This window comes from Vibrio sp. B7, from assembly GCF_963888765.1.
GTDB lineage: Bacteria > Pseudomonadota > Gammaproteobacteria > Enterobacterales > Vibrionaceae > Vibrio > Vibrio anguillarum.
In genome coordinates, this window is record NZ_CAWPKR010000015.1 from 1 (window position 1) to 14,030 (window position 14,030).

Annotated in this window: 11 protein-coding genes; 5 read left to right on the forward strand and 6 right to left on the reverse strand. The window is 43.1% G+C overall.

Annotation, left to right across the window (positions count from 1 at the left end; all coding sequences use genetic code 11):
• Nucleotides 1–66: 66 nt before the first annotated feature.
• Nucleotides 67–2,064: a glycogen debranching protein GlgX gene (gene glgX, locus AACV32_RS07735; protein WP_017048138.1), complete on the reverse strand. Its 1,998-nt coding sequence runs from the start codon at nt 2,062–2,064 to the stop codon at nt 67–69.
• A 438-nt stretch (nt 2,065–2,502) separates the two neighbouring features.
• On the opposite strand from glgX, the gene lamB reads away from it, so the two are divergent.
• The 4 genes from lamB to AACV32_RS07755 all read left to right on the forward strand — a co-directional run bounded on the left by lamB (nt 2,503) and on the right by AACV32_RS07755 (nt 7,908).
• Nucleotides 2,503–3,702 carry a maltoporin LamB gene (gene lamB / locus AACV32_RS07740; RefSeq protein ID WP_017042148.1) on the forward strand — a complete coding sequence of 400 codons (1,200 nt, stop codon included), beginning with the start codon at nt 2,503–2,505 and terminating at the stop codon, nt 3,700–3,702.
• 111 nt (nt 3,703–3,813) lie between these two features.
• Nucleotides 3,814–4,647, forward strand: a complete 834-nt coding sequence (locus tag AACV32_RS07745) for a MalM family protein (RefSeq protein WP_170895749.1) — start codon at nt 3,814–3,816, stop codon at nt 4,645–4,647.
• Between the two features lie 148 nt (nt 4,648–4,795).
• Nucleotides 4,796–6,433 (forward strand): glycoside hydrolase family 13 protein, encoded by a 1,638-nt coding sequence (locus AACV32_RS07750; protein WP_170895748.1) that lies wholly within the window; start codon nt 4,796–4,798, stop codon nt 6,431–6,433.
• 329 nt (nt 6,434–6,762) lie between these two features.
• On the forward strand, nt 6,763–7,908 hold the full coding sequence (locus AACV32_RS07755) for a tetratricopeptide repeat protein (protein ID WP_017045034.1): 1,146 nt from the start codon (nt 6,763–6,765) through the stop codon (nt 7,906–7,908).
• A gap of 111 nt (nt 7,909–8,019) precedes the next feature.
• Here AACV32_RS07755 and sstT read toward each other — a convergent pair whose 3' ends face one another.
• From sstT to AACV32_RS07780, 5 genes are all read right to left on the reverse strand, one after another.
• A complete protein-coding gene (gene sstT, locus AACV32_RS07760; protein ID WP_026028166.1) occupies nt 8,020–9,237 on the reverse strand; it encodes a serine/threonine transporter SstT in 1,218 nt (405 codons plus the stop codon).
• A gap of 354 nt (nt 9,238–9,591) precedes the next feature.
• Complete coding sequence (locus AACV32_RS07765) at nt 9,592–10,035, reverse strand: copper chaperone PCu(A)C (RefSeq protein ID WP_170895747.1); 444 nt, start codon at nt 10,033–10,035, stop codon at nt 9,592–9,594.
• A 1-nt stretch (nt 10,036) separates the two neighbouring features.
• On the reverse strand, nt 10,037–10,645 hold the full coding sequence (locus AACV32_RS07770; protein WP_170895746.1) for an SCO family protein: 609 nt from the start codon (nt 10,643–10,645) through the stop codon (nt 10,037–10,039).
• Nucleotides 10,642–11,070 (reverse strand): hypothetical protein, encoded by a 429-nt coding sequence (locus AACV32_RS07775; RefSeq protein ID WP_017048144.1) that lies wholly within the window; start codon nt 11,068–11,070, stop codon nt 10,642–10,644. Before AACV32_RS07775 ends, AACV32_RS07770 begins: the two co-directional genes overlap by 4 nt.
• A 143-nt stretch (nt 11,071–11,213) precedes the next feature.
• Nucleotides 11,214–12,134: a DUF368 domain-containing protein gene (locus AACV32_RS07780; protein ID WP_047688758.1), complete on the reverse strand. Its 921-nt coding sequence runs from the start codon at nt 12,132–12,134 to the stop codon at nt 11,214–11,216.
• A gap of 652 nt (nt 12,135–12,786) precedes the next feature.
• Here AACV32_RS07780 and gltS point away from each other — a divergent pair.
• Nucleotides 12,787–14,013, forward strand: a complete 1,227-nt coding sequence (gene gltS, locus AACV32_RS07785; RefSeq protein ID WP_026028168.1) for a sodium/glutamate symporter — start codon at nt 12,787–12,789, stop codon at nt 14,011–14,013.
• The last annotated feature ends 17 nt before the right edge of the window (nt 14,014–14,030 follow it).

Genomic DNA, 14,030 nt, shown 5'->3' on the forward strand with positions numbered 1-14,030 from the left:
CCAATTGGGCCTCTTTGTTTATTGGTAATCTCTTTGCTTATCGGTAATGATGTGCAGCACTTGATTTTATACTTCAGGTTGATAGTGCAAAATTGTCATTGATATAGGCGACTGTAACAACTCACCTTCTGCATGGCCGGGTTGTACGTTACGTAAATTGGTATCGCATATCACTTCCCAGTTTTGGTTACGATCTTTAGGTAGAGTAAAACGAGCTGGTGCATTGGTTTGGTTGATCAAATAGAGCATTTCAGCCCCATCCGATCCAATGCCCATCTGCAATGCCACAGAACTTAAGCGGTTCCAATCATCATGTTCCATCAGTGTGCCATCCACGCGTCGCCAGAATACGCGGTTAGCATTACGTTCCTCACCACTAAAAGCACGAATAAAGGGCACCATATAAAGGTGTCTTGCCGCCACCATTTGACTCAACCAATGCTTGAAGTAGCTTTTGCGTTCGGTCATGTTCCAGTCAAGCCAACTGATCTCATTGTCTTGGCAATAAGCGTTATTATTACCTTGCTGAGTATGAGAAAGCACATCCGCGGTGAGAATATGAGGAATGCCAAAAGCAAAAAGTAAGCTCGCCATCATATTGCGTTTTTGCTTTTCGCGGGTTGCTTTTATCACCATGTTCTCGGTTTCGCCTTCGACGCCATAGTTGTCGGAGCGATTGTCACCGTGACCATCTCGGTTTTGTTCACCATTCGCTTCATTGTGCTTATGCTTGTATGACACCAAATCTTGCATGGTGAAACCATCATGATAAGTGATGTAATTGACGGTCAGTTTGTAGGGCCAGTTTGCGGCACTGTACAAGTCGCGAGAGCCCATTAAGCGTGTGGCGAACTCTTTTAAATAGCCTTGATCGCCGCGCCAGAAGCTGCGTGTGATATCACGTAATTTGTCGTTACATTCATTCCAACCGAAAGGAAAATTGCCTACTTGGTAACCGTTTGGACCAATATCCCAAGGCTCAGCAATCAATTTGACGCGTTTTAATGTTGGATCTTGCGCCACCGCTTTAAAGAACGCAGCATCGGGGCTGAAATTATCGCCATTTCTTCCAAGCGTTGCGGCCAAATCAAAACGAAAACCATCGATTTGGTATTCGCTAACCCAGTAGCGCAGCGTGTCCATGACTAGGTTAAGGGCGGGTTGATAAGAGAGATCAATGGTGTTACCACAACCGGTAAAATTCGCGTAATGTTGGCCGTGTTTTAGATAATATTTAGGGTCGAGTGCTTTTAAATTGAAAATAGGCCCATCTTCGCCCCCCTCTGCTGAGTGGTTATAAACCACATCCAGTATCACTTCAATTCCGTGACGATGCAGTTCTCTGATAGCCGTTTTCAGTTCCGTTACCGCATCTTTTTGCGCATAACGTGGATCTGGCACCATAAACAGATAGGGGTTATATCCCCAATAGTTGACTTTGCCCATATCCAATAGATGTGGCTCATGCATACAAGCCGCGATGGGCAGTAGCTGTAGTGTGTTGATGTTTTGCTTGCGATAAAACTCCAGCATCTCCTCACTGATTAAGCCTAAATAAGTACCTTGTTCTGCTTTAGGCACACGTGGATTGAGTTTGGTCACCCCTTTGACATGGGTCTCAAATAAAATAGTCTTATCGCGAGGTATGTGTGGCTTTTTAGTTGATTGCCAATCGAATTGATCGTCGACCACGACACACTTAGGCAGCTCGAAACTCTTTTTTGAACTAAATGGTGTTTTATAGCCTAAGTTTTTATCTATCGCCTTCGCGTAGGGGTCGGAAATATAGTGCGGCTCGTCACCATTTAAAATGAGGTAACCGTATTTTTGCCCTGCTTTAATGTTTGGCACATGAGTGTACTTCACGCCCGCATATTCATTCTCTAACTCGTGGGTGGTGAAACTTCCCTGTTGATCAAACAGAGCGAGTAGAAGCTGTTTATTTGCTGGAGCATGAATAGCAAAATTGCAACCTGTGTTATCAAGGGTTGCACCGAGTGGGTAAGGGCTAGAAATAGTACATTTCATATGGGCATCTTTAATTGTTATTTTGCTGCACGTCATCGCTTTAAGTAAAAAGCTTTGTTGATATTAGGTCAAGCGCCCAATGAATAAAATTTGAATGTAATTTTATTTCATTTTAATGATGTTATTGGCCCTAAATAGTGATCAATAAGGCATTTTGTATTCTATTTTATAACCATTAACTGATCTCCTCCCCCTGAAATCCGTGATCCGCGTTTTAAAAACGCCATACTATAAAATTACTCATCCTTTCTCCTCCCCCCCAAATTACTTTGAGGTGGAGGAAGCAAGCTTATTACGCCTTTAGTAACCTTATCACCGTTGAAACAACTGGGGACTTAGTCCCGTCTTACCTCTTCTTTTAGCGTCTATCTGTCAACTGCCTTGCAGGTTCCAATAGGAGAAGAGTGAAAGTTTTAAATGCTGTCCGTAGTTAAAATTTTCCATAAATATAAATCGTCCTTAATGGAGTTAAGAATGAAAAAAGTAAGTGTAATTGCTGCCGCAGTGGCTGCTACTCTAGCAGCAGGTTCTGCTTTTGCTGTTGATTTTAATGGTTATTTCCGCGCGGGTACCGGAATTAGTGGTCAGGGTAATGGTGATCTTGCTGTTAACAAGAATGGGGTAGGTCGTCTCGGTAACGAAAACGACAACTACTATGAGTTTGGTTTTGCTGAGGAGTTAAAGACAGGCGAGCAAACTTGGCGTGTCGAATCAATGATTGCACAAGGTAACAAAGGTGCAAATGGTTGGGAAGATGGCGATTTTAACGTTGCTCAGTTTGCGGTAAAAGCTAAAGGTCTTATTGCTGGTGATGAGTCTGCTGAAATTTGGGCGGGTAAATCTTATTACCAACGTAAAGATATTCACATCACCGATTTCTATTTCTTGAACACTTCTGGTACAGGTGGCGGTATTCAAAACCTATCAGTCGGCAATCAGAAACTGTCACTTGCTTTGATCCAAGATGGCGATAATACCAACTCAACGGGTTATATCTTTGATGCGCGCTTAGCCAATATCGGTCTTTGGGAAAATGCGAATCTAGAATTTGCATTGGCTTATAACTTTGCAACCGAAAAAGGTGATGCAACAGAGCAAGCTGATGATGGTTTGTTGGCATCAGCCATTCTGCACCAAGGCCTATCAAACGGCTTTAACCAAACAATTCTTCAAGTGGGTACCAATGGTTATGGCGTGCAAGCGGCTAATCTTTGGGGTGCAGGCACTTATTATAACCGTGGTAATGCAGATCAGAACGATGCAACTGGCTACCGTTTATTAAACTGGGGTGTAGTGAGTTTTGGTCAATCGTGGGAAATGGGCCATCAACTTGCGTACTTAGCAGGTTCTGATATTGGGGCTAGTAAAAAAGACATTGATCAGTATTCAGTTGTTGTGCGCCCAATGTACAAATGGGATGAGACAATGCGCACTGTATTTGAAGCTGGCTATAACGCTGGTGAGAAAATTAATAGTGCAGGCACAGCAACAGAAGATTTCGGCAATGCGAAATTGACAGTTGCACAAGCGTGGGCAATGGGAGACAGCTTCTGGGCTCGTCCAGAGTTCCGTGTATACGGCTCATACCTACTTGATACCGAAAACAAAAATGCATTTGCAACTGGCAAAGACACTGAATACGTCGTTGGCATTCAAGTGGAAGCTTGGTGGTAATTCCTCCTTGTTCTTATTAGTCTAAATCCATATGCTGATAGCCGACTGATGTCGGCTATTTTTTTAACGACTCGGAGATGAGTCGTTAAAAAAATACTAAAGGAGCGGAAAATGGTTTTTAAAACACTACTATTAGGTAGTTGCATTGCTTTAACTGGCTGTCAAACAGCTCCTGTTGTTGAGCAAACACAAAGTTCGGCAGTGCAAGCTGTCAATAATATAGAACAACTACAAGTCACAAAAGTGAAGCTACCGAGTACAACAAAAATGGTGCTCACAGCCAATACTCAGCGCTTGCATAACTCATTGATTCATAGCCCTGTCGCCGTGTTTGAAATACCAGCCGATCGTGGCCAAATGAATTTAACGGTCACCAGCGAAATTCAAGATTCAGTATTTTATCCTTATGTTGTTATCACAGATAAAACAGGAACCGTTTTAGAATCGTACACCGACACTGAGTTCGAATATCGCAAGCCACGTTTAAATTTGGGTAATCGTCTGGTTGCTGATTTGGAGTTTTATCCTCCCCAAGGTCATAAAACGCTTTTACTTATTGTTTATACAAAGGAAAAAAACCTGTCAGGCGTAACTTATGTTGCACATCCCGGACGTATTGATGCCGAAGGCCGTGGTAACTACATGCCGGAATTAAAAGATATTCCGATGCCACACGGTTTGGCTGGAACCATTGAGTTAGATGTTTCTGGTCCCAGCTTTCTATCGTTTGTGAAGCCTGAGAATAAAGTAAAGACAGTTTCAACGGATGAAGCAAAACTGACAAAAAAAGTGCAGCCAGATACTGAAACTTACTACAAGGTATCGATTCAGAAAGCGGTAAAAGCGAACGATATCGCCAAAGCACTGAGCCTACTTGATGAAGCCAAAGCGCTAGGTATTGATGGAGCACAAGAAGTCTTTGTTAAAGCCGTGAATGAGAAATAATTAGAAATCGTACTGCTGGCGTCCCTATGTGGACGCCTTTCTTTTTCTAGTCTCAAAATTCTGAGCTTCGATTACTAAAGATGACAAGCGAATTATCACTTCTCTCACTTTAGAACTCACTAGATCATTCAATGCAGAGATAAATATCATGGAACCCAAATGGTGGCATAGCGCTGTGGTATACCAAATATACCCGCGCAGTTTTTACGATTCTAATCACGATGGTATCGGCGATTTAAATGGCATTATTAGTAAGCTTGATTATCTTGCAGAGTTAGGCATTAACGTTATTTGGCTATCTCCTGTTTATCAATCTCCAATGGATGATAACGGTTATGATATTTCTGACTACCAAGCAATAGCTCAAGAGTTTGGTTCCATGGAAGATATGCAGCGTTTACTGAGCGAAGCACAAAAACGCAATATTAAGATAGTGATGGATCTTGTCGTTAATCACACATCGGATGAACACCAATGGTTTTTACAAGCGAAGCAATCGCGAGACAATCCGTATCGAGATTACTACATTTGGCGGGATGCAAAACCGGATGGCAGTGTACCGGATGATACAGGGTCAATTTTTGGTGGCAGTGCTTGGCACTGGGATGAGCAAACGCAGCAATATTACTTCCACCTTTTTTCTAAACGTCAGCCAGATCTGAATTGGGAAAACCCTAAAGTGCAGCAAGAAGTGCACAGCATGATGAACTGGTGGATTGAACAGGGCATTGGTGGTTTTCGATTAGATGTTATTGATTTAATTGGCAAAGAAATTGATAAGGGCATTACTGGTAATGGCCCGCGCTTGCATCCGTTATTACAGCAAATGAATGCCGCCACCTTTGGTAATCAAGATCTGCTGACCGTGGGAGAAACTTGGGGAGCCACACCAGACATTGCAAAACTGTACAGTGCGCCGAGTCGTCGTGAGTTATCGATGGTTTTCCAATTTGAACACATCACTTTGACGTGGGAGCAGGGTGACAAATGGAGCCCTATTCCGTTAGATCTTAAGCAGTTTAAACAGGTATTAACCAAGTGGCAGATTGAGCTTGCCGATCAGGGTTGGAATTCATTATTTTGGAATAATCATGACTTACCACGCGCTGTATCTAAGTATGGTGATGATAAACGCTACCGAGTTGAATCTGCGAAAATGTTGGCAACGAGCTTACACTTTCTGAAAGGCACGCCTTATATTTATCAAGGCGAAGAGATTGGTATGACGAATGTGGCCTTCGATTCACTCGATCAATACCGAGACATCGAGACGTTAAATTTTTATCGTGTGAAGACAGAATCGGGCGTTTCTCATCAGCATATGCTGGATGCTATTCATCAAAACAGCCGCGATAACGCTCGAACGCCAATGCAATGGTCAGCGGATAAACACGGCGGATTTACTCAAGGTTCTCCGTGGATAGAGGCGAATCCTAACTACCTAAAAGTCAATGTTGAACAAGCGCTCGCTGATAAACAATCGATTTACCATCACTATAAAAAGTTAATTGCACTGCGTAAAAAACACCTGTCCATCGTCTATGGATCGTTCACGCCTTTATTTGAAGAACATAACCAAGTGTTTGGCTATGTGCGTGAGTACCAAGGTGAGCAAATTGTCGTGGTCAGTAATTTTTCATCGGCCACGGTTTGTTTAACAATACCCGAAAAGTTTCAATTGAGAGCGGTGGAGTGTTTGAGCTCTAATTATCAAGAGATTGAAAAATTAGAAGAAAACCTAGTACTCGAGTCTTATCAATCCATCGCGGTTTTGATGAGAGAGTAAAGTGAGTGGCTCATTTTTGATCTGGAATGAATGCAGCGATTTGGCTGCGTTTTTTCATTCATTGGCCCAAATCGGAATCTATTCCTCAATTAGTGTGATTGTGCGTAACACTCTTGAAAAGAGTACGGTACTATCTTAGTGCTAAGGCTATGTGGCTTAATTAATCCACGAGCATTAGATATAGAGTGGCCTCTCTGTTTTGGATGAACGGATTTGACTGTTTCGTATGCTTTAAATGGTTCGAGACAGAATGAATGTGGTCAGACTTTTTCAAAGATTGAGAAAAATGGTCGATAATGAAGTTAATCAGCTAAATAAGATTTGAATCAATGAGCACTATTGGGATTGCCATAGGCGCAACCGGGTTATCACTTATCCTCATCTTCGTGTGGATGTTTTCGCTCTCTTTGCGCAAAAAACGCTTAGAGGAAGAGAGAAAAGAGAGAGAAATCGCTTATCGCAAAGCGATAGAAAAATCACGTGAACAAGAAAGACAAGATCGCTTGTTTAAGGCCGAAACAGGCCATGTGCCGACGATTTTGTATTTAGCGAAAGAAGCCGAACGAACCAACCTCAAAGAGGCGATGTACTGGTATGACAAAGCGGCAAATTATGACAATGTTACGGGAATGTATGGTGTTGTTCGGATTTGCCAAAAGTTTCGAGATGATCTGATTTTGCGGGAAAAAGAGAAGTTTTGGCAGACTTGTATTGCAGGCATTGAAGGTAACTTAACCGCAAAGTATGAAACTGGCATGGCCTATATTCATGGCCGTGGCGTGGAAGCGAATACTGCGAAAGGAGTCTCGTTAGTACAAGAGGCTGCGGAAGCGAATTTGCTCGACGCTGTGATTTTCATGGGGGATTGGTGTGTTTCACATGACAATATTGCGCCATCACCAGCGGATTCAACATTTTGGTATTCCAAAGCCGCGAAGCTAAATAGCCCGATAGGACAGATGAAACTAGGCTTGAATTACCTTAAGGGTGTTGGTGTCGCAATGGACCACAGTAAAGCTTGTTATTGGTTAGAGCGAGCTTCTGAAAAAGGTCATGTAGAGGCGATGTATCACGCAGGAGAAGCTTGGATAGATAAAGGTTCAAATGGCAATGCTATTGCTTATATTTGGTTATTTTTATCGGCTCATTTTGGTTTTGAACCGGCAAAGGTGCTAAGAGATCAAGTGGGCTCACGTATCGGTGTCGATTCTGTTGTGGGGTTGCAATCGTTGGCCAAACCACTCATGAAGAAAATCGGTGCGGGTACTGTAAGTAAACACTCAATTATTAAGGCGCTGAACAAGCTCTACAAACGTGGGATCCCTATCCCAGAGAAAGGGGAGTTGCCTGATGAAGACGATCTCTCATTGAGCGTAGTGGCGGATGCCTCCGAAGAGCGTTTGTCATCCAGCCCATCTGATGATCATGAGGTTCTAACGCGATTAGATTTCTCCAATACTTCAATGGACAGGTAATGTTGGATCGATAAAGTGGCTAAGCACTGTAAATAAAAAATCTCTGAAATGAAAATCCCCAGCGAATCGGCTGGGGATTTTTGTTGGTACCGGTTTTAGTGTATCGAATGATTATGCTGATTTATTGTGCTCAGCTTGGCAAACCGCAGCGGTGAAGACAACATCTGTGGAGCTGTTGAGCGCGGTTTCGGCTGAATCTTGAATCACGCCTATGATAAAGCCAACGGCAACAACCTGCATTGCTACGTCATTTGAAATGCCAAATAGCCCACATGCGAGCGGGATCAGCAGCAGTGATCCACCGGCCACACCGGATGCGCCACATGCAGAAACAGCAGCAACGATGCTCAGTAGCAAGGCTGTCATCAGGTCAATTTCAATACCTACTGTGTTTACTGCAGCTAGGGTGAGAACCGTGATAGTAATGGCGGCACCAGCCATATTAATGGTCGCACCGAGTGGAATCGAGACTGAATAAGTATCTTCATCCAGTTTTAGTTTCTCACACAATGCCATGTTTACTGGGATGTTGGCGGCGCTTGAACGTGTAAAAAATGCGGTGACACCACTTTCACGCAAGCACTGGAACACCAATGGATACGGGTTTTGGCGAGTTTTCGCGTACACAATGATTGGGTTGACAACTAATGCGATGATCAACATAGCACTGAGCAATACGAATAAAAGGTTGGCATAACCAGCCAAAGATTCAAAGCCAGTCGTGGCAAACGTGGATGCAACCAAGCCGAAAATACCAAACGGTGCTAGGCGAATAATAAAACGTACAATTTGTGAAACGCCGTGGCTTAAATCTTCAAATACGGCTTTAGTTGTTGCTGAGGCATGGTGTAAAGCTAAGCCCAACCCAACAGCCCATGCCAGAATGCCAATATAGTTTGCACTCATTAGAGCATTGACTGGGTTATCAACCAGCTTAAACAACAGGGTATTAAGCACTTCAGCGATGCCTTGAGGAGGCGTTGCACCTTCTGCCCCCGCAACCAATGTTAAGGTTGTAGGAAAGATAAAGCTCAATACAACGGCAGTAAGAGCGGCGGTGAAGGTCCCAAAAAGGTAAAGCACCACGATTGGGCGCATATAAGTGTGTTGGTTTTTCTTTTGGTTTGCGATGGACGCGGCGACCAAAATAAACACGAGGATCGGCGCTACGGCTTTAAGTGCGCCAACGAAAAGGTCGCCAAGTAGGCCGACGCTTTTCGCATCATCGGGTGAAAGGGTTGCTAATATCCCACCGAGAACGATACCGGCGAGTATTTGCAGAACCAAATTGCCACGCGCAAAACGGGCGAAAATATTGTTGCTTTGCATAGTTATCCCTGCAATAAATCGAATTACATCCTGCATGACCTAAATACTACGAAGCCATAGCATCGGTTATGGTAGACAAATAGAGTTATAGTGACATCAGTGAGCTCCACTGAAGGGGGTAATGATATCTACGCGGGATATTGTGTCTAGAATTAATTGATAATCAGCACAAATAATTAATCAATGTGTGGAAATGCAATCGATTTTGAGTGAAATGTAAATAAAATGTAGCATTTGTGGTGGTGGAATGATAAGCCTCTCGTCGGGATGTTTCGCTCTCGCCATTAGACTGGTCAATGAACGTTTAGTGCGATGATAAAAGAGGGTAAGCCAACATCGCTCACCCTCTTCTTTTTAATGGTGTGCCACACCATTCATCACTTTTTTTACTGGTGCAGTAATGGTTTGCTGCTCACCATTGGCAAAGGTCAGTTGTAGGTCAATCTTTTCACCTTCAACCAATGGTTTCTTCAAATCAAAAAGCATGATGTGCAAGCCGCCCGGTTTGAGTTCGACGTGCCCTTTGGCCGGAATTTTAAATTCAGTGACTTGACGCATTTTCATCACATCTCCTTCGGTGATTACATCATGCAACTCAACTTTCCCTGCCACATCGGTGTTGGCCGATACAATGAAGCGGTCCGTTTCACCTCTATTCATGATTTGAGAAAATACTGCGCTGGTGGTGGCGGTTGGTGCGGTAGCACGTGCGTAAGGGTGATGTACCATTATATCTGTGTTCGCAAAAGCAAGTGGGCTAAAGGCAAGGCTTGCTAAAAAAAGAGCATTGAGCTTCATGTTATTTTCCTTGTGATGACGTCATTATTGTTTTGATGGCTTCAACAATGGGAGCCGGTGAAAGCGTGTGTGGAACTTTAGTGATTAATGTTCCATATGGTTGTAAAAAGTAGAAGTAGGAGCTGTGATCTAATGTGTATTTCAGTTCAGATCCCTTTAATTCGGTTTTGCGGAAAATGACGCCATACTGATGCGCCAGTGGTGTTGTAATGTCTAAAGGAGCAGAAAGCCCCTCGATCATAGGGTGGAAATATTGGGCGTATTGATGAGAAGCATCAGCAGCGTCACGCTCTGGATCGAGAGAGATAAATAAAGGGCGCAGCTTTGCTTTGGTTACATCATCCAGTTGATTGAGTGCACCTGCTAACATAGCCAGAGATGTTGGGCAGACATCTGGGCAGCGTGTAAAGCCGAAGTAAACAACACGTATGCGTTCATCTTTAGTATCGAAAATAGAGATGGGTTGATTTGCTTTGCCAAATAAAATTACTTCAGAAGATGAGCTATTACCGCTCTCTAAATCCATACTTTGCTGCGTATCAAAATAGGTTTTTATACCAAAGCCTAATACAAACGCAACCACCAATGCCAGAGACCAATTTTTACTCATCTTTCCATCCTTATTGCCGGAAATACTTGGGTACGACCATCAGAGAGTTCGCCAATCCATGTCATTTTTTCAGTCGTGCAAACTGGGAGTACAATCTGTGCTGTGTAGAGCCCGTCTTCCTGCGGCGTCAGTACATATTTAGCGGTGCCCATCTCCATCTCTAGCCCATTGAGTGTGAGTGTGAGTTTACTTGCATTGGCTTGTGGCCATTCAACGGTCAGAGTGTTAGCCACCAAAGGTTGAGATTTATCGTGTGCCAATGTCATGACAACATCTCCTTGTCGACAAGGGGCACTCGACAACTGGCAATATCGATTAATATCTGGAGAAGAGTGTGCTGAAGAGAGCCAATTGAAAATATCGCTGCTAAAGTAACCCGCTAGCAGGGCTAGAACAAAGACGCCGATTTTGATTGCGTTGTGCATGGGGACAATCCAAGCGGTTATAAAACGCGAATGTTATCACAGCTATCTTTTTTCAGTGGTGACGAATGGATAAAATGTGCAACAAATCAATATAGTAAAGGTGAGTTTCCCCACCTTTTCTCATTCATGCTATGCGGTGTGATTTACACATCGTGATGTTTTGCATATTGCTCCAAGCCAAGCACGAGGGCAACAGCGCAAAGCATCAATAAAATGGCTACCAGCAGTTGCGAAGGCTGTGAAGTGATGGACTCAAATTCCAATGGAGAAAGGTTTCGCTGTAGTAAAGGAACGAGCTCGCCGTGAGAATTGGTTCGCCAAGTGAGCGTTTCTTTCCAAGGCCAGATTTTGGGTAAGGTGCCGATCATTAATCCCGTAAGAAAAATTAAGGTCAAATCTCTAAATTGTTTGAGTAACCAAGACAATACGTGAGAAAAACTCAGTAAACCACCAATACATCCGAGTAAAAAGAGTGCCAAAATATCGGCTTGCATCTCTTTCACCGCGCCCAGTACCGGTGCGTACATACCAATCAGCAACAGGATAAAACTGCCAGAAATTCCCGGTAGAATCATGGCGCAGATGGCAATAGCACCGGCTAGAACTGTGTTCAGCGCTGTTGGTTCCATCTGCATTGGGTTAAGCACCGTAATACTGTAAGCAAACGCAACTCCCAGCAAAGCGAAGAGCAACCGAGAAAGTTTGAATTGCTCAATTTGTTTCACAATATGGAATACCGAAACTAGAATTAAACCGAAGAAGAATGACCAAATGGGAATAGGATGCGTGGCTAACAGCCAAGAAATGAGTTTAGCCAAAGAGAGGATACTGGTGAATATTCCCCCAAACAGTGCGAGCAAGAAGAAGCCATTAATATGTTGAAATGCGGCGGCTAACCCATCTCGTTTGACTATGCGCAATAAACTCGGGTTAATCCTACGAATGCTTTCAAGCAAAGTGTCATAGATACCAGTGATGAATGCAATGGTTCCACCCGAAACACCCGGCACAACATCGGCGGCGCCCATGGCCATCCCTTTTAAAAACGTACTGAAATAGTTCATTGAATCTGCATGATTAAGTGTATGTGCCGGAAGTATATAATGAAATAACTAAGAAATGCTTGTACAAAAGATGAGTGAGTGGTGCTGGCTTAAGGTGAAAAAGCGCAGAAAGTTAGTTTGTTTTATAGCAACTGGGTGAGTATTGTTTTGCATTCGTTTCGCATAATGCAATTTGCGTAATGCGAAAAAGTACTACATTTTGATGAATTAATGCGATGCATAGCTAAAAAGCAGACCTTTTTTAGTTGGCATACTTCATGCATAATACTATTCGACCCTTCTTAAAGCCGAGGGTCACCTAGCCAACTGACGTTGTTAGTGAATGAATTTCTTCACACTATATATAAGCCAATCGCATCATTGCGGTTGGCTCTTTTTTTGTCTGTTAGGTATGATACGCCTCCTCGCTCGTCTAATGAGAGTTTGCAAATGACAATCAAAAGCCGTGAGCGAAGATGTTTTTCGAGCAAAACCAGTTAGGCCATACGTTCGTAAAACCCATCAAATAAACATCGTATATCATTGAAAATAAACAATATCCATAAGGATGATCCGTATCGATCAATCGTATTTTTTTCGAGTTTATCAAGCTTTTCTTTGATGATCTCCAAACTCATTAAGGAAGATGAGTGAAGCAGTAATAAGAGGTTATATGCACCATTTAATTTCAATTGGGCCCCTTGAGTCTTTCTTAATCGCTATTAGCGTGCTTTTTTTAGGTCACTTTATTAACGCAAAACTGCCTATCTTGGAAAAATTCAACATTCCTGAGCCTATCGTCGGTGGCTTAATTGTCGCTTTCGCGATCACTCTTCTACATTTTTACGGCTTAGATTTAGAGTTCTCATTGCCGTTGCAGAATATTTTTATGCTGATGTTTTTCAGCACCGTAGGCCTTGCGGCTAATTACACTCAACTGGTTAAGGGTGGCGCAAAAGTCTTTCTTTTCCTCGCTGTTGCCTCGTTTTATATCATCATCCAAAATGGCGTCGGTGTATCGTTAGCGACGGCTCTTGGTCTTGACCCACTGATGGGGTTGATCGCCGGTTCTATTACCCTCTCGGGTGGACACGGTACGGGAGCGGCGTGGGCTCAAACATTCAACGACAATTATGGGCTTAGCAATACGCTAGAAATTGCCATGGCCTCAGCGACCTTTGGTTTGATCATTGGTGGGATTATCGGTAGCCCAGTAGCTCAAAAACTCATTAATAAAAACGGGTTTGAATCTGAGTATGGACGAGGAACCAAAACGCACGATAAGTTCCCAGAGCTGGTTACGTACAATGAATATGAAGAAGATAAAGTCACCGCTAAGAAAGTGATCGAGGGTTTGTTCATCCTTCTTATTTGTGTCACTGGTGCTAAATATTTAGAACAGTGGGTAAGTGCATTTGAAATCAAATGGTTGATGATCCCCGATTTTGTCTATGCGCTTTTCATCGGTGTGTTCATTACCAATATACTGGAATTGACGAAAGTTCATAAAATTGATGCTGAAACCGTTGACATCTTAGGCACCGTTTCTCTATCGCTATTTCTTGCAATGGCACTCATGAGTTTAAAGTTATGGAATATTTTTGACTTGGCTGTCCCATTTCTGGTGATTTTAGCGGTGCAATCGGTCGTGTTGGGTATTTTTGCTTATTTTGTGACATTTAAAGTCATGGGATCAAATTATGACGCTGCTGTGATCGCTGGTGGGCACTGCGGTTTTGGTCTTGGAGCAACGCCAACCGCTGTGATGAATATGGGATCGCTAGTGACACGATACGGCCCATCACCACAAGCGTTTATGGTCGTGCCAATCGTTGGGGCATTCTTTGTAGATATTGTGAATTTGGTGATCTTACAAGGGTATATTTCGTTTCTCGGTTAAAAATAATAGCAATACAC